Origin of the sequence: Neorhizobium sp. BT27B, assembly GCF_050455485.1 — a bacterium.
Classification (GTDB): Bacteria; Pseudomonadota; Alphaproteobacteria; order Rhizobiales; family Rhizobiaceae; genus Neorhizobium.
In genome coordinates, this window is sequence record NZ_JBCIYT010000014.1 from 1 (window position 1) to 16,858 (window position 16,858).

The 16,858-nt window shown below is 59.8% G+C and carries 15 protein-coding genes and 1 tRNA gene; 9 read left to right on the forward strand and 7 right to left on the reverse strand.

Annotation, left to right across the window (positions count from 1 at the left end):
• Positions 1 to 368 precede the first annotated feature (368 nt).
• The 7 genes from AAIH70_RS26360 to AAIH70_RS26390 form a co-directional block, all read right to left on the reverse strand.
• On the reverse strand, positions 369 to 1,178 hold the full coding sequence (locus AAIH70_RS26360; protein ID WP_132279818.1) for an inositol monophosphatase family protein: 810 nt from the start codon (positions 1,176 to 1,178) through the stop codon (positions 369 to 371).
• The gene (locus AAIH70_RS26365) at positions 1,175 to 2,011 is read right to left on the reverse strand and encodes a glycerophosphodiester phosphodiesterase (RefSeq protein WP_132279821.1); all 837 of its coding nucleotides are present in this window, start codon (positions 2,009 to 2,011) and stop codon (positions 1,175 to 1,177) included. The genes AAIH70_RS26360 and AAIH70_RS26365 overlap by 4 nt, the downstream gene beginning before the upstream one ends.
• Entirely contained in the window at positions 2,008 to 3,048 is a 1,041-nt protein-coding gene (locus AAIH70_RS26370) for an ABC transporter ATP-binding protein (RefSeq protein ID WP_132279824.1), read from the reverse strand. Before AAIH70_RS26370 ends, AAIH70_RS26365 begins: the two co-directional genes overlap by 4 nt.
• A gap of 8 nt (positions 3,049 to 3,056) precedes the next feature.
• A complete protein-coding gene (locus AAIH70_RS26375) occupies positions 3,057 to 3,881 on the reverse strand; it encodes an ABC transporter permease (protein ID WP_132279827.1) in 825 nt (274 codons plus the stop codon).
• 1 nt (position 3,882) lies between these two features.
• Positions 3,883 to 4,704 carry an ABC transporter permease gene (locus tag AAIH70_RS26380; protein ID WP_245519374.1) on the reverse strand — a complete coding sequence of 274 codons (822 nt, stop codon included), beginning with the start codon at positions 4,702 to 4,704 and terminating at the stop codon, positions 3,883 to 3,885.
• Positions 4,705 to 4,763: 59 nt separating this feature from the next.
• A complete protein-coding gene (locus AAIH70_RS26385) occupies positions 4,764 to 5,915 on the reverse strand; it encodes an extracellular solute-binding protein (protein ID WP_132279833.1) in 1,152 nt (383 codons plus the stop codon).
• A 220-nt stretch (positions 5,916 to 6,135) separates the two neighbouring features.
• Entirely contained in the window at positions 6,136 to 7,149 is a 1,014-nt protein-coding gene (locus AAIH70_RS26390) for a LacI family DNA-binding transcriptional regulator (RefSeq protein WP_132279836.1), read from the reverse strand.
• Positions 7,150 to 7,664: 515 nt separating this feature from the next.
• Here AAIH70_RS26390 and AAIH70_RS26395 point away from each other — a divergent pair.
• From AAIH70_RS26395 to AAIH70_RS26435, 9 genes are all read left to right on the forward strand, one after another.
• Positions 7,665 to 8,177: an RNA polymerase sigma factor gene (locus AAIH70_RS26395; protein ID WP_165932137.1), complete on the forward strand. Its 513-nt coding sequence runs from the start codon at positions 7,665 to 7,667 to the stop codon at positions 8,175 to 8,177.
• Between the two features lie 87 nt (positions 8,178 to 8,264).
• A complete protein-coding gene (locus tag AAIH70_RS26400) occupies positions 8,265 to 9,248 on the forward strand; it encodes a FecR family protein (protein WP_132279842.1) in 984 nt (327 codons plus the stop codon).
• Between the two features lie 114 nt (positions 9,249 to 9,362).
• A complete protein-coding gene (locus tag AAIH70_RS26405) occupies positions 9,363 to 11,801 on the forward strand; it encodes a TonB-dependent siderophore receptor (protein WP_132279845.1) in 2,439 nt (812 codons plus the stop codon).
• Between the two features lie 5 nt (positions 11,802 to 11,806).
• Positions 11,807 to 12,712, forward strand: coding sequence for an ABC transporter substrate-binding protein (locus AAIH70_RS26410; protein WP_132279848.1), 906 nt, complete (start codon positions 11,807 to 11,809; stop codon positions 12,710 to 12,712).
• Positions 12,705 to 14,690: a Fe(3+)-hydroxamate ABC transporter permease FhuB gene (gene fhuB, locus AAIH70_RS26415; protein WP_132279851.1), complete on the forward strand. Its 1,986-nt coding sequence runs from the start codon at positions 12,705 to 12,707 to the stop codon at positions 14,688 to 14,690. Before AAIH70_RS26410 ends, fhuB begins: the two co-directional genes overlap by 8 nt.
• Complete coding sequence (fhuF, locus tag AAIH70_RS26420; RefSeq protein WP_165932138.1) at positions 14,687 to 15,397, forward strand: siderophore-iron reductase FhuF; 711 nt, start codon at positions 14,687 to 14,689, stop codon at positions 15,395 to 15,397. The genes fhuB and fhuF overlap by 4 nt, the downstream gene beginning before the upstream one ends.
• Positions 15,398 to 15,535: 138 nt before the next feature.
• Positions 15,536 to 15,611 (forward strand) — tRNA-Lys (locus tag AAIH70_RS26425).
• Between the two features lie 136 nt (positions 15,612 to 15,747).
• Complete coding sequence (locus AAIH70_RS26430; RefSeq protein WP_132279857.1) at positions 15,748 to 16,236, forward strand: ATP-grasp domain-containing protein; 489 nt, start codon at positions 15,748 to 15,750, stop codon at positions 16,234 to 16,236.
• Positions 16,237 to 16,267: 31 nt separating this feature from the next.
• A complete protein-coding gene (locus tag AAIH70_RS26435) occupies positions 16,268 to 16,855 on the forward strand; it encodes a metallophosphoesterase family protein (protein WP_245519365.1) in 588 nt (195 codons plus the stop codon).
• Positions 16,856 to 16,858: the final 3 nt, after the last annotated feature.

Consider the following 16,858-nt stretch of genomic DNA (forward strand, 5'->3'; position numbering starts at 1 on the left):
ACTTCGATCCGCTGCAGATCCCGCTCGCTCATCGCTATCAATCCCATCTGCTCGTCTCCGCGTTATCAAACGCGGGGGTGTGACACTCTAACTTTGCTAAAATAGGACATTCTAACTTTGCGGCTACAGATACAAAATTGATAATATATATTATGGAACAATTAAATCCTTATCGCATGTTCAATACTGGTTCCCACCGCGCTGGCATCCATGCTGATCGAGCGTCCTAGGATCTTCAATGTGGCGGGCCTGATCTTAATATTTCGGAGATAACGAGCGACGCCGCCGCAATGGGTGCGGCTGTCATGCCGTTTCGCCGGATGTTCTGTTAGAGCAGTTCCGTTTAACGATGAACAACCCGAAGTGTTTTAACCTGCATTTTTGGGTGGCGCGCTGCGCAGATGTTCCATCAGGTAGGCGTGTGTCGCGGGGTTTGCCACGATCAGCGTACCGGTTTTTTCATAAACTTCCGGCCCGCGGCCCCACCAGTCAGTCACGATGCCGCCCGCTTCCTGCACGAGAAGAATGCCGGCCGCCGTATCGATAAAGCCGGTTTCTTCGTAATAGCCGGTGAGCCTTCCGCAGGCGACATAGGCACAGGAATTGGCGGCACTGCCGACAATGCGCACAGCGCCGATGGGCGCGCGGATGGCATCGAGGCGCTGATAGGCGCCCGTATGCAGTGACAGGTTCGGCGTGGGGAGGCCCGTGCCGACGCACATCAGCGCGACATCAGTCGATGCGCTGACGTTCAGGCGTGTGCCATTGAGATAAGCGCCCTCGCCCTTGATAGCGGTGAACATCTCGTCGGATACGGGATTGTAGACCAGCCCGCACATCGTTTCATTGCCGCGACGCAGCGAGATGGTGATGGTGTAATGCTGGCCGTAGATGAAATTGGTGGTGCCATCGATCGGATCCACCAGCCAGCGATGCTCATCGTCGGCGCCTTCGACGGGGGCGAATTCCTCACCGGTCAACCCCCACGGATACTGGCTCAGCAGGCGGTCGCGGATCAGCGTCTCGGAATCCTTGTCCGCGTCGGACACGAAATCGCCCGGCCCCTTGATGCCGATCTCGATATCGCGAAACCGTGCAAAATGCTCGAGTGTCAGGGCGCCGGCCTCACGGGCGGTGGCCACCATGTGGTCGAGGATGCTGCTGTAGTTGACTGTCATGAACTGAATGCCCTGGCTAACCCTTCCGGGTCATCTGTGGTGATCTGGTCGACCTTGAGCGCCAGAAGGCGCTCGATCTGGAGAATGCTTTCGGGAGTAATGTGATTGATCGTCCAGGCATCGACCCGGCGGCCGGCGGCGTGGACGGGTGCGATGATGTCGATGCCGGCGTCATCAGCCGCAAGAACGATACGGTAATCCAGATAGATCATCGCAGCATTTGGTGCCGTAACGAGCGCCTGTTCGATGAAGGTACGATAGTCGCCCGTCGCGTTCAGTCTCGCCAGGCTTTCTCCGTAACAAGGATCATAACCCGTCGCGATGCCGGGAGCAGCCTTCGCCAAAGCATCGATGGCACTGAAATCGCCGCCCGACAGGATCAATGAACCGGCGATCGAAGTGGCACGCTTCCCGAAATTGGTAATTACCTGCGGAGTGAGCGCCGAAAGATCTTCCTTGTAATCTAGCTGCAGCAGAGCATCGGGATGCACGCCTTGCCCAACGAGAAGGGCGCAGAGATCTTCCAGCAACAGTACCCGGTCGGCGATGGGGTTGCCGTCATTGCCGCGCAGATGAAGATCGCGCAATGCGGCGGCAGACGTCTCGCGCACTTTGCCGCCACCGGTGGTTTCCCGTTCCAGCGTCAGGTCATGCAGAACCGCAAAGCCGTCATCGCCATGGACAACCAGATCGACTTCGACACTTGCGCCGAGGCGCATCGCTTCGAGAATAAGCTCTCCGGTAAAAACCGGATCGGTGACACGCCGACGGCCGCGATGCCACTTGATGGCGGTACGATGGCCGTCGCGATCGACATGGATGGGTGCACTCACATTCCGCTCCGGAATATCTGCTGGTTGTCACGATAGGCGGCCACGGCTTTTGGCAGAAGATCGACGCCCTGCCCTGCCCGAAACAGATCCGGATGGGCTACCATCGATTTCAGCCTGGTGCCATCGGCGAGATCAAGATCGACAAGCCCATGCGAGCCGTAATCGGTGACGCGGTGCACCTGTGCTTTCGGGGTATCCGAGACCGTCAGTTCGAGCGCTTCAGGCCGAATGGCAAGGGTTGCCGGTCCGTCGATGATGGGCAGCGCGAAGGTGAAATCCGAACGCACGAATTGGCCGTTTTGCACCTCGCCTTCGATCAGATTCATCGTGCCGATGAAGCCGGCGACGAAAGGTGTCTTCGGATCGCGATACACGACATCGGGGCGGCCGATCTGCTCGGTCTTGCCGTTGGCCATCACGACGATGCGGTCTGCCATCGAAAGCGCCTCGTCCTGACCATGCGTCACGAACAGGGTGGTGATGCCGAGACGCTGCTGGATATCGCGCACCTCTTCGCGCAGGCGCTCACGCAAGTGCTGGTCGAGGCTGGCAAAGGGTTCGTCGAGCAGCAGGATCTTTGGCTCCAGCACCAGCGAACGGGCGAGCGCCACGCGCTGCTGCTGGCCGCCGGAAAGCTGCGTGGTCATGCGGTCACCATAACCGGCGAGACCGACGAGTTCGAGCACGGCCTCGACCTTTTCCTTGATCTCTGCCGCCGGCATGCGGCGCAGTTTCAGGCCGAAGGCGAGGTTCTTGAAGACGTTCATATGGGTCCAGAGCGCGTGGCTCTGGAACACCATGCCGGTCGGCCGGCGCTCCGGCGGCAGATGCGTGACGTCTTCGCCATCGATGGTGATGCGGCCGCTGGTCGGCTGTTCAAAGCCGCCGACCATGCGCAAAAGCGTGGACTTGCCGGAACCGGAAGGGCCGAGAAGGCAGACGAGTTCGCCATCGGCGATATCGAGAGAGAAGCTGTTTACGGCGTGGGTGCCGCCGGAAAAGGTCTTGGTGACCTCGGAGATATGAAGAACGGACATGATAATTCCTAACCGCCGAAACCGCGGGCAAATGCGCCGCCACCGATGACACGGCGTGCGAACATGAGGGCGATGAACGAGGGCACCCAGAGAAGGACAGAGAGAACGGCACCGTACTGGATGACCATCTGGTTGTTGATGTAGCTGATCATCAGCACCGGCATGGTTCGGATGCCGGGCGCTCCGATCAGCCACGCGCCTTCGGTTTCATAAAAGGTGCCGACAAAGCTCAGCAGGACGGCGGCGAAAATCGTCGGCCCCGCCTGCGGCAGGGTGATTGACCAGAAGACCCGCAAAGGGCTGGCGCCGACATCGCGTGCCGCCTCTTCCATGCGGCGATCGACCGCCTGAAAGGCTGCGACCGGAATCCAGATCATGAACATCAGCGTACCGACGAGCTGGATCAGCACGACGCCCCAGAAGGTTCCGATGAGATTGAGCTGCAGGAAGATCGCGGCAATCGCCACCAGCAGGCCAAATTTCGGAAAGGCGTGGCCGGCCAGGAAGGAGAAGAATAGGATATCCCGACCCGGAAATTTCATGCGCGCGAAGGCGTAGGCTGCCGGAAGGCATATCAGTGCCGACAGAAGCGTCACCACTGTAGACAGTTTCAGGCTCAGCATCAGCGCGTTCCAGACATCCGGTCGCCCGAGCGTCTGCCCCCAGAAACGAAAGCCGAATTTCTGCGGAATGATGTTGGGATAACGCCAGACCTCGGTAAAGGCCCATGTGGCGACAACAACGAGCGGCCCGACGATAAGGAGTGTCAGAACGATTGCGAAGGCAATGCCCGACCAGTCGAGGCGCGCGCGTTTGAGGGGAAGCGAAGTCATGTCATTTCCCCCGGCTTCTGGCGACCGAACGCACATAAAAGAGCCCGAACAGGATGCAGAAGCCGAAGGCGACGACGGCCTGGGTCATGGCACCGATAGGATCCTGAAGATCGCGTAGCGTGCGCTGCATGAAGGGGCCGAGCATTTCCGGCGAAGCCGGTCCGAGCAGGTAGGGAAGCGTGAAGGAAGAAAAGATACCGAGCACCGAAAAGGAAAGCGCCACGAGGATGGAATTGGAAATGCGCGGCAGGATGATGTGCCAGAAAACGCGAAACGCGTTGGCGCCGACATCGCGCGCAGCCTCGATGGACTGGTTGGCGACACTGCCGAGACCCGAAAGCAGGATCAAAACGGTCAGCGGGATATTGTCCCAGACGAGACCGATCACCGGCCCCCAGGGGGTGAGATAGGGCGTGCGGATTTTTGGCAGCCCCACGGCATTCAGCAGGATATCGACCATACCGTTCGGACCGAGCACGCGAATGAAGGCGAAGGCCAGAATGATGGACGGCACGAACATCGGCAGAATGGCGAGCGCCTGAACATAGGCCGGCAGACGGCCATGAGCAAAACGCAGGTACAGCGCGATCGGCAGGCAGATGACCAGAAGCAGCACCGCGCAGATCAGCGTCGTCCAGAGCGTCACGGCAAGATTGTCGAGGCTGTAACGATCCGAAAAGAAGAATGCGTAGCTCGACAGATCGAAGCTGGAATTGCCGTCGGTGTCCGTGCGCCAGATCGTGCGGCTGATTGCGTTGATCGCCGGCCAGATAACCAGCCAGATCACCAGAAAAACAGGCAGGGCGACAAGCAGGAGGCCGATCGGCCTCCTGCTTGCTGCGGTTTCAGCGGGCGCTGAAACCGATCTTTCGACGAATTCGCTCACGCTTTGCGATCGACGTTCGGAGCCACGTGGCGATACCAGCCGTCGTTGATGGCCGCTTCCCACTTGCCGCCCGGGAAGGTCGGGATCGACTTCGGGATGATGTCGGCGAACTTCTTGCGCAGATCTTCCGAAACATGGTCCCAGGAAACGCCCGGGAAGCCGCCGAGTTCGGTGAGGATGGCGCTCTGCATTTCTTCCGAAAGCATGAAGTCCGCCAGTTTCAGCGAAGCTTCGCGGTTGGCACCGTTCTCGATGACGACGGAACGGGTGAAGCCGCCGCAAAGCGCCAGATCCTGCAGCTGCACCAGACCGGTTTCAGCCGGTAGAACGCCCTGCTCGATCGCCTGCAGAACCTGGTCGGACCAGACCGGGATCATGGTGACGACGCCCTGGGAGAGAAGCTGCAGTGACTGGGTGTTTCCGGAGGAATAGGCGCCCTTGTCATAGAGATGCGGGGCGATATCGGCCAGAAGCTTCCAGGCCTTGCCGAGCGCTTCATCACCGAATTCCTGGGTGTAGTTGTCGACCTTGAAGGCCTTCGGATCGAGGCCGTTCGCCTGATGAATGGCACGACGCACGAAATTGCCGCCGGAACCGCCCTTGTCGGGACGGTTATAGACGAACTGGCCCGGATTGGCCTTGATCCAGGTGACGAGCGCGTCCCAGGTTTTTGGCGCATCGGCCGGCTTCAGCTTGGTCGTGTCATAAGCGAGCAGCACCTGCGAACCACGATAAGGCAGGCTGTACTCGCTTTCGATGGCAAGCGGGTTGACCTTGGAATAGTTGGAAAGGCCGGCGGCCTTGATATTGGTGTAAACGCCGGCCTTGATGGCGCCGGCCGGCAGCAGGGCATCGGCGGATTCGAAATAATCTGCCTGCGGATCAGCCTTGGTCTGCTTTGCTGCAATGGCGCGCTCACCGATGGCGATGATGCCGGCACCATCGCCTGCGTCCACGAGATTAAGCTTCAGGCCGGCATGTGCTGCCTCAAAGGCCGGCTTGACCGTATTGGTCCAGAAATCGAGAATGTTGGTATCCGAGCTGGTGTACCAGTCGATCGTGCCCTTGGCTGCAAAGCTCATGCGGGGCGCAAGCGCGAGACCGGCGGCGGCGCCGGCAGCGGACATCATAAAAGTACGGCGTTTCATCTTTGTCTCCGATTCGGTCGGCGCGTTGAATTGGCTGAAGCGCGGACCCGATCGCGAAAAGACGAAGGGTCGACGCCAGCCCTGGCGATACACACGTGTGCATTCATCTGCAGGGTTGGCGGTGTTTCTAGTATCGGTACGTAACGCTTTCATGACAAGAAAGAGAATGGGCACGTGTGCAAGGCAATGCACAGCGACGCTCCCTTATGCGCGATAGCCGTTATCGCCCTGCAGGTCTTACGGAATTCCGCCACACCGGCATTGGTTCGAAAACGCGCCTTCCCTCTCCCGCAAGTGCCGGGTTGGCGATCAGTGCAACCACATGTTCAGCCATCTCTGCCAGCGGCTGAGAGAAGGTGGTCAGACGATAAGAGCGCCAGTCCGCCTCGGCGATATCGTCAAAGCCGATGACGCAAAGATCACCCGGAATATCGAGGCGGAACTCGTCTCTGGCGCCATCCATGAAGCCAAGGGCGAGGAGATCCGTGACGCAGAACACCCCGTCGGGCGCTTGCGACCGGCCGAACAGGCGCCGCGCCGCCTCCAGCCCGGAACCATAGCTGGTCGGCCCCGCCGCCGTGACCGACACCGGAATGCCGGCCTCTTGCGCCGCTTCGACAAAAACGCGCTCGCGCTCGATCAGGCTTGCGGTACGAGCAGTCGAGGTCACGATGCCAAGGCGCTTGCAGCCGGCCCGTTGCAGTAGAAAAAACGCCTCACGCCCGGCCATCGCATTATCCACACCGAGATTGTGACCGCCGGACAGCCGATCATCGCGATTGATCAGCACAACCTGCTGGCCATTGGCAAGGCATGTCTCGATCAGGGAGGCAGACGGCGTACCGGACAGGACCACTGTTGCATCGGCCCGGTAGTTGAGTGTCATGCCGAGTGCTGCTGACACGCTTTCCGTGTCGGTTTCGCTATTGATCACCATGGTGATCTTGCCAGCAGCCTGCAGCTTGCGGGTCAACTCATCGACCAACTTGGCGCGGATCGGCGTAGTGATGTCGGCGACCACAAGGCAAACGATATTGCTGCGCTCGCGCAGCCCGCGGGCCAGATGGTTCACGTGGTAGCCAAGTGTGCGCGCCGCTTCGAGCACCTTTTTCCGTGTTTCGTCCGAAACGCTTGCGCCATCGGTAAAAGTCCGTGACACGGCCGAACGAGATACGCCTGCCCGTTCGGCAACCATACGCGCGTTGACGAAAAGACGGCGTTCCTGCTCGCTCATGATTGGTCCCGCTCGTTTCGAGGTTTCGCGCGATAGTCACCATGACGGGATGCGGGTCAAGAGAAGGTTATAGAGACGCGCAGCCGACGGCCTTGCGAAAGCGGTCAGGGTTTGTTCTTTCGACATGAATATTGCGGGTGCCGGCAAGAGCGTCCGCAAGTCCGTTCTGATCCCGATCGAGAGCGGCGGTGACCAGAGTTTCGTCACCGTTGCTTTCGCAATCGGCTGGCCGGCATCTACAGCATTCCAGCCCTGCCCGATGGCATACGCGGGGCCAATCTCTCATTTCGCTGCCGGCCGTAAATCATAACTTTTTGCAAGTCCGCTAGCGCATTTGGTGACATTGAAAAATCCGAACACTTCGATGATGCAGGTTTGCAACGGCCACAAAAGAAGACAAATTCACTCAATTTAAATATTGGCGTCGGGCTAGCACCGACTTTGACCATGCTTTAGCGATCTCATGCGCACGTTGGCGACTTTCGCCAGCAACGGAAATGGCCGGCTTGATCCCGATGACGACTAAAATCGCTCGACTGCTGAATTCCTTTGTTAATCTGAAACCCCAGCTGATCGCCACCGCGCGTCAGCGCCGGATCGATCAGGCGCTGGCGGAAGATCTCATCCAGGATGCCTGGATCAAGGTTCAGACTGCGATGCCGGAACACCGTATCGAGAATCTTGCCGGCTACATTCACCGAACGGTTTCCAACACGACGATAGACCACCTGCGCCGGGAAAGACGTCGGCGGGAAATCGATGCCGAGGTTCAGGATATCCTCAGCGAGGAGATGGAAGACCGGTCACCGGAACGTGCCATCATGGCGCGGCAGACCCTCGATGCCGTCACGGAAACTCTTGAGGCCATGCCGGAACGCTCCCGCCGGATATTCCTGATGAACCGGATGGATGGCCTCAGCCACAGGCGAATAGCGGAACTCGAGAATATCACGGAGGAGGCCGTCTATTATCATATCAGGCGGGTTTTAGAACGTCTGGCCGTCTTGCGCGGCGAGATGGATGCATAAGATCGCTTCGGCGGATCGACCTTTGTTACCCGTGTGATAAGACCATCGATATTCAGACCCTTTCAAAAAACGTTTCGATATCTGAGCATGAGCGATACCGACCACGATCGACCGGACAACAATCGCGCGTCACACGATGCGCGTGACTGGCTCGTGCGCCTGACATCCGGCTCGCTGAGCGCTGGCGAGCTTGAACAGTTCAAGCTCTGGCGGGACTGTCGCCCCGAACATCGCGCGGCGTTCGAGCACGAGAAGCGGTTCTGGAAACAGCTCGACCGTCTGGCGCAGCCGGCCGGCAATGTCGCGCGACAGCAGAGTTCGGGGATGACGCGCCGGTCCTTGCTTGGTGGCGGGGCAGCCATTGCCGCTGCGTCCGCTGGCTTTGTTGCTGCTCCGCGCGTCTCGATCTGGTGGCAGGCCGATTTTATCGTGCCAGCCGGAAGCCAGCGCGAATTGCCACTGCCGGACGGCACGATCGCCGCGGTGAATACCGGCGGAGCAATCAAGGTCGATTTTCGGGTGGGCTTGCGTCTTGTCCATCTCCTGCGCGGCGAAGCGGAGTTTCGCATCCCACCTGCCGCCGATGGCAGCCCATTCCGGGTCGCCGCAGGTGGCGGCAACACGGATATGTCGGATGGTCATCTGACGATCGGCAATGCCGACGATCTGACGACCGTCGCCGTCGTTGCCGGGCACGCCGCCGTCTACAGTCCACTTGCGCCGGATGAAACCGTCCTGTCGCAAAGGCCCTATGTCGATCTCGCGTCATCCCAGCAAACGACATATCTGTCCGGGGCCAATCCCGGCCAGCCCGGTGCTGCCGATCTCGAAATGCTGCTTGCCTGGCGGCAGGGAAAGATCATCTTCGAAGGAAAACCTTTTGCCGCCGCCATTTCCGACATCGGCCGTTATGTTGCGGAACCGGTCATTTTGCGGCCCGGCATCGATCGCGATCTTGCCGTCAGCGGCATCTTCTCCACCGCCCAGCCTCTCGCGGCATTGCAGTCGCTTGCCAAGACGCAGGCGCTGTCGGTCCGCCGTATTCCCGGCATCGCGATCATTCTTGCCTGAAATCGAAAAATTTCTGCAAACCTGTTTAGGTGAAACCTTCCGTCAATCGTCAAGAATTCGAAAGCGGCAAAAAAGCCGGTGTCGGAATGATGATCTGTGCGTAGGGGCGACGGAATGAGGGACTATAATAACGGCAGACAGCATCAGGCGGTTGGGGCCAGGATGCTGCAGACGCTGATGGCGGGTGTGGCGATCACCGTTGCAGCCATGACAACTGCCGGCATCAGCACGCCGGCCATGGCGCAGACGAGCCAGACCGTCAGCTTCGACATCCAGTCCACCTCGCTATCGCGGGCACTGCGCCAGTTTTCACAGCAGTCTGGCATCCAGGTCGCCTACAGGACGGCAATTGCAGCCAATGCCACCGCACCGTCCGTGAAGGGACAAGTGACGCCACAGCAGGCGCTTTCGACTTTGCTCGCCAATTCCGGGCTGCGATACAGCTTCACCGGCAGCGGCGCCGTCACCATCCTTGCGGCGGATTCTGCAGCCGGTTCCAACGACAGTTCGGGATCGACTGTTCTCAATACCATCGTCGTTGCGGGTGCCGGCGGCGCCTTCGATCGCGTTGACGGCTATCGTGCCGACAGTTCGTCTTCCGGCGCGAAGACCGACACGCCGATCATCGAAACGCCGCAGTCGATCAGCGTTGTGACGGCGGATCAGATCGCCAACCAGCGTGCGACCTCGCTGTCCGAGACACTCGCTTACACGCCCGGCATCGCGACTCAGTCCGGCGGCTTCAGCCGCATGGTCGACGATTTCATGATCCGCGGTTTCAACACCGCCAGCGGCAATACCGGCACGCTGCGGGACGGCATGAAGTTCCAGTCGAGCGTCTATGACGGCGGCCAGGAGCCTTACGGGCTGGAACGTGTCGAGGTTCTGCGCGGCGCCTCTTCCGTCCTTTACGGCCAGGTCGCACCGGGCGGTATCGTCAACGCCATTTCCAAGCGCCCGACGGCGACGCCGCTGCACGAGGTCAATGTCGAATACGGCAGCTATGACAGGAAGCAGATTTCAGCCGATTTTGGCGGCCCGATCGATGCCGAAGGGGTTCTGTCCTACCGTCTCACCGGCCTTTACCGCGACGCGGACAACTGGGTCGACAACACGCAGGACAACAAAGCCTATATCGCGCCAGCGCTCACCTGGAAACCGGAGGAAACGACCTCTCTGACGCTGCTCGGCAGCTACCAGAATGTCGATACAGGTTTTGCACCGCCCTATTTTCTATCGGACATCACCTCCGGCAAGCTGTCGCGAGACACATTTACCGGTATCGACAACTTCGACACCTACCAGTCCGACACCTACACGATCGGCGGCATTTTCGAGCACGAGTTCGATAACGGCCTGAAGCTGCGCAACTCTGCCCGTTATTTCCATGCCGATATCCAGTGGAACTACATGATGCCCAACGTGGTGCCGATCAGCGCCGGCGGCGTCATGACACGCCTGGCATCGGAGCGTGCCGAAACCTCCTACGGCATCACCTCCGACAATTCGCTGGAATATACGTTCGATGCATTCGGGGCGGAGCACACCTTGCTGGCCGGTCTCGATTTCTACCGGCGCTCCTACGATAGCCACCGTTACCGTGGCACTGCCAGCACGCTCAACCTCAACACCGGCGTCAACACCGGCGGCCCGAATGTCAACTATGCGGTCGATCGCGGCTCCGACAGTATCGGTGATCAATACGGGATCTATTTTCAAGACCAGATCAAGTTCGACGATCACTGGATCCTGCTGCTTGGCGGCCGCCACGACTGGGCCGACAGCAGCACGAAGAGCTATCAGACCGGCAAGATTACTCCCCAGCGCGACAATGCCTTCACCGGACGCGCCGGCCTTGTCTATCTCTTCGATAACGGCTTTGCGCCATATGTCAGCGTCAGCCAGTCATTTCTGCCGCAGGTCGGCGAAGATGACAAAGGCAACCCTCTCAAGCCCAATGAAGGCCTGCAATACGAAGCCGGTGTCCGCTACCAGCCGGTCGGCACCAACCTTCAATTCAGCGCTGCCGTTTACGACCTCAATCAGAAGAATGTTGTTTCCTACAACGCATCGGGTGTCGCTTCCCAATTTGGCGAGGTCCATTCCCGCGGCCTCGAACTGGAAGCACGCGGCGAAATCGGCAATCTGGGCCTCGTTGCAGCTTATACCTTCACCGATGCGGAAATTCTCCAGAGCGCAAAAGCGACCGAGATCGGGCAGCAGGTGGCACTCGTTCCGCGGCACAGCTTCTCGCTCTGGGCTGACTACGGTCTCGATGACCTCGGACTGGAAGGCGTGCGGTTCGGCGGTGGCATGCGTTATGTCGGCAAGACGAACCTGACGGACAATGTGATCAATGGCCCGAGCTACGTTCTGTTCGATGCCATGGCCAGTGTCGATCTCGGCAAGCTCAATGCCGATCTCGATGGTCTGGACTTCAAGGTCAATGCCCGCAACCTGTTCGACCGCAAGTATTACACCTGCGTTTCGTCCGACGGTTGCCGTTTCGGCGAACCCATGACGGTTTCGGCGACCCTTTCCTACAAGTGGTAATCCGAGTGCGGATCACCAGACGCAATATGCTGGGAGCGGCCCTTGCCGCTCCCATTGCCATGCTGTCGCAACCACGGTCGCATGCACAATCCTCTCTCCCGGCATCACGGCAGCGCCTCGTCAGCCTCGATCTGCTGATCACCGAGCTGTTGCTGACATTGGGCGAGGTCCCGATCGCTGTCGCCAACATACCGCTGTACAGACGGCTGGTCGCCAGCCCTGCCCTGCCGGACAGCGTCGAGGATCTCGGGCCCCTCAACGAACCCAATCTGGAATTTCTGCAACGGCTTGCACCGACACGCGTGCTGGTCGCCGATTGGCAGGCCCCTGGCCTCATGCCCCTGACACGTATCGCACCGGTGCTGCCGATCAGGGTGTTTGCCGGACGGACGCCCGCACTCGACCATTGCGAAACCCTGCTATCCGACCTGGCCGAACTGACGGGCCGTCAGGCGGAGGCCGCTACAGCCATTGCAGCGACGGCGGCGGCTATCGATGCGGCGCGAACGCAGCTGAGTGGGTTTTCCCGGCCGGTCTATATCTGTCGTTTCAACCGCGATGGCCGCAATATCGCATTGTTCGGTGGCAATGGCATGCTGGGAGATGTGGCCGGCCGGCTGAACCTGCGCAACGCCTACAAAGGCCGGGTGAATGGCGCCGGCGTGACCAATGCGCCGCTGTCGCGCCTGGCGGACGAACCCGACGCCGTCATCGTTCATTTCGATCGTGGTGCGGAAACCGATGTCGCCTTGGCGCGGCTGGAGGAAAGCGCCCTTTGGCATGCCCTGCCCGCTGTGCGCAAAGGCCGTGTCGTGCGCATGCCGGTGATCTATCCGAGCGGCGGTCTGCGCTCGGCAGACCGTTTTGCCACACAGATCGGCAAACAACTGGCGAAGCTTGCCGATGGCTGAAACCATATCTCTCGCGTCTACGCGGCGTCGCCTGCTTCTGCCCTTGAGCCTGATGGTGGCAGCGGCGCTATTGTTTGCCGTTCACCTGCGCAACGCCGGACTTGCCGCAGCACTGCCGCTTTTCGACACGCCGGACGCCTCTCTCGCATCGGTGCAGCTTTTTTATGGGGTCTTGCCCCGCTTTATCGTCGCATTGGCGGCCGGCGGGCTGCTCGGCTTGGCCACCACACTCATGCAGCAGGGGCTTGGCAATCCTCTCGCCGAACCCGGAACGATCGGCCTTTTATCGACGAGCCGCCTGACCGTGGCTGCTGCACTAATCTGGCTTCCCGCCTTTGCGGGTGGTTTTGTCCTGCCGGTTCTGGCGGGCTCGCTCATCGGGCTTGTTATCCTGCTCGGCCTGTCTTTGCGCCGAAAACTGTCGCCGCTTTTTCTCATCTTGAACGGGCTGGTGCTCGGCCTTGTCTGCGATGCCGTCACCTCGATGCTCATCCTCACCCATTACGAAGAGATTGCCGATCTGCTTTTGTGGCAATCGGGATCGCTGGTACAGGACAATTGGCAGGTCGCACGCCTGTTGAGCGCATGCCTTGTTGCCACGGTGATCATCGTTTTCGTTTTGCGCAAACCATTGTCGCTGCTTGATCTTGATGATGCCGCCGCCAGAAGCCTCGGCCTTTCGCCGATGATGGCAAGGATTGCAGCGATCGGGCTTGCGGCAATCGCCGCGGCCGCAGTCACCGCCCATGTCGGCCTGCTTGCCTTTGTCGGACTGGCCGGTGCCGCCCTCGCCCGGTTATGCGGCGCACGCCGGTTTGCCGACCGCGCGATTTTCTCGGCACTTCTGTCTGCCGCGCTACTGTTGTTGACAGACCAGACCATGCAAATGGCCGAGATGGTCATGGCAATTCCCGCGGGCACGGTAACGGCGTTGTTTGCCGCACCACTTCTTTTGTATCTTCTGCATTCCGGGCGCACGCAGCCGCGAACCGCACGCGGTTTCGATCTTCACGTACCACACAGGCTGGCTCCTGGCCGGAAAATCCTGATTGCCCTTACGGCGCTGTCCGTCGTCGCCATCCTGATCGCGCTCGCGGTCGGCCGGATGCCGGAAGGTTTTACATGGGCGACTGTGAACGAGTTGCCGCGACTGCTGCCATGGCGCTGGCCGCGCGTGGCCGGAGCGCTGGCCGCCGGCGGCATGATCGCACTGGCTGGCTGCCTGATGCAGCGCATGACCGGCAACCATCTCGCCAGCCCCGAACTCATCGGTGTCTCGTCCGGCGCGACGCTGGTCATGCTGCCGGTGATCTTTTTCCTGCCGCCGCTCAGCCGCAGCCAGACCATGATGGTCGCCGCCGTCGGCGCCTTGCTTTTCTTGCTCATCGCGCTGCGCTTGGCGCGGCGCTCGCAATATGCTCCTGAAAAGCTGCTGCTCACCGGCTTGGCGATCACAGCACTCAGCGGCTCGCTTCTCTCCTCTGCGGTCTATTTCGGCGATATCCGGCTAACGCGTCTGATCGGCTGGCTATCCGGCTCGACCTATGCGGTGACCGAGGCCGACGCGCTGGTCGCGCTTTGCCTGCTCGCGACATCTGTGGCCGTCCTGCCACTGATACAGCGCTGGCTGGGCCTGATGCCACTCGGCGAACCGGTCGCCGCCTCCCTTGGCCTCGAAATCAGGCTCGCACGCCTCGGCATGATCATTCTCGTTGCTGTCCTGACCGGCATTGCCACGGTCATGACCGGACCTGTAACCTTTATCGGGCTCCTCGTTCCACATCTCGTCCGGTTGATCGGTTTGCGCAAGCCTCTGGCGCAAACCGTTGGCTGCGTGATTGCCGGCGCAACCCTGATGATCGTGTCCGACTGGCTCGGGAGGGCCATCGCCTTTCCATGGGACATCCCGGCGGGTCTCGTGGCAAGCGTCATCGGTGCGGTGGCCTACGGCATCACTGCGGGCCGCAGCAGCAGATGATCCCTGAACTTGCCCATATATTCAAAGGCCCGTTTGCCGCGCTCGGCGAAACGTTGAGTGTAAACCCCGCGCCGAACATAACCATAGACGCTTTCTTCACCTGCGGGCAGTTGCACGAGACACTCGATATATTTTCGCGGCGATGGTCGGCGCCGGATCCAAGGGTGGTGGCGACGCAGTGGTCGAAAACCTATTTTTCGACCCTCCTGCCTGCGGTCCTGTTGCCGGCCATGTTGTGCAACTGGCATCTGCCACTCGGCACGGACACGATGGGCCTTCAGCTGTCGCCAACCTGCGCTGTCGCGGGGTTCGTGTTTTCCTCGCCAGGTGGCCGTTGCGACATATCGAGAGGAACCCCGCGGCTCTTCGATTTTCTCGTGGAAGGTCATCTGCGGCCCGTCGTGGAAATGTTGACGGCGGCGACGCCATTGCCCGCAAAGGTGTTGTGGAGCAATGCCGGAAACGTCTTCGAAACCGTTGTCGGACGAGCATCCGCAATGCTCGGGAACGATCATCCGGCGGTGCAGGAGGGCATGGAGATCATGGCAGACCGCCGCGACGCCACCGGTCGCGCCAATCCGCTTTTTCAGCCCGTCCGTTATATCGACAATGGCAATGAACGCATAAGACAGCGGCGAATTTGTTGTCTGAGGTATTTCACGCCGGAATTGGGATACTGCAAATCCTGCCCGAAACCGGACATATGACCGGCATGCGGGAGGGAATTAAAGGGCTGATACCAATCCTATTTTCCGTCATCCGCATCGCGTGTGAGTATTTTCAAACTCATCTGGACAAGCAGCCGCGCCCGGGCTATACGCCCCTTGCCGCAAGCATGGCAGCGTGGGTGATTAGCTCAGTTGGTAGAGCAGCTGACTCTTAATCAGCGGGTCGTAGGTTCGAGCCCTACATCACCCACCAAAACACCGCTCATATTTCAGATTTAGTGATGCATGGATGGACGGCGGCTGAAACGCGCCCTTGCCTGAACGATATCCGTGGCGTCATGCAATTCGTGTCTTGCACCGGTGTCTGAAAGATAAATGAAGCGCCGAGTATGGGCGATCGGGCCGATGCGTTCGAGGAGTGCCGCGCGGACATCGGGGTAACCTTGATGGCGCAGCGTTTGGTCGGCACGGACCACGAAGAGTTCACGATTGCCGCTTTCGGAGATGGCGATGGTGGTTTCCATGCGGCCATGGCCATGCGCCGCAGCCTGTCGAGCGAGGGCTTTACAGGCATGGCGGAGGTCGTGGCCATGGATGCGTTTTCGCAAACCGTGCAGGCACTTTGCCGATTGCTCCGGCCCGTCGGACCGACCAACTTTCAGTTCCGCACGGAAGGGGATGCGGTAAGACTGCTGGAAATCAATCCGCGCATTTCTTCCTCAACCTCATTGCGCACCGCCTTCCGCTACAATGAATGCGTCATGGCGGTGGACGATTTTCTTTTTCACAAGACGCCTTCCCAACCGCGCATCCGCGGCGGAAAGGCAATCCGCTACACGGATGATCTGGTCTTTTACGATGATAGCATTCATTTCTGACATTCACGTCAATTACGAAGCGCTGAAGGCCGTGCTTGCCCGCATCGATGCGATGGGCATTTCTCGCATCTATTGCGCCGGCGACGTTGTCGGCTACTACGCTCAGGTCAACGAATGCTGTGGGGAATTGCGCCGCCGCAACATCCCGACGGTGATGGGCAATCACGACTGGTATATGGCCGGTGGCGGGTTTTGCGCCCGCTCCCGCAGCGTGAACGACTGCCTAGTGCATTTGCGCAGGATCATTACTGCCGACAATCTGAACTGGCTTCGCACCTTCCCGGTCCAGATGTATGTGGATGGCGTGCATGGGGGGTGGTCTGATCCGATCGACGAGTATCTGGAGCCAACATCGGATTATTTCGATCGGATCGAGGGAAAGCTGTTTCTGTCGGGCCATAATCATCTGCAGGTCCTGCATCAATTCGGCGAGAAAACCTATTGCAATCCGGGTTCGGTCGGACAGCCGCGCGATGGCGATCCCAGAGCGGCATTCGCCACCTTCGACGGCACGGCGTTCTCGCTCATTCTTTTCTCCCACACTCGTCATGTTCTGCATTCTTGCAATAAGTTGATCCAGGACCGCTACACTCTGTGCGCCGGCGGGCATATGGCATAGCAG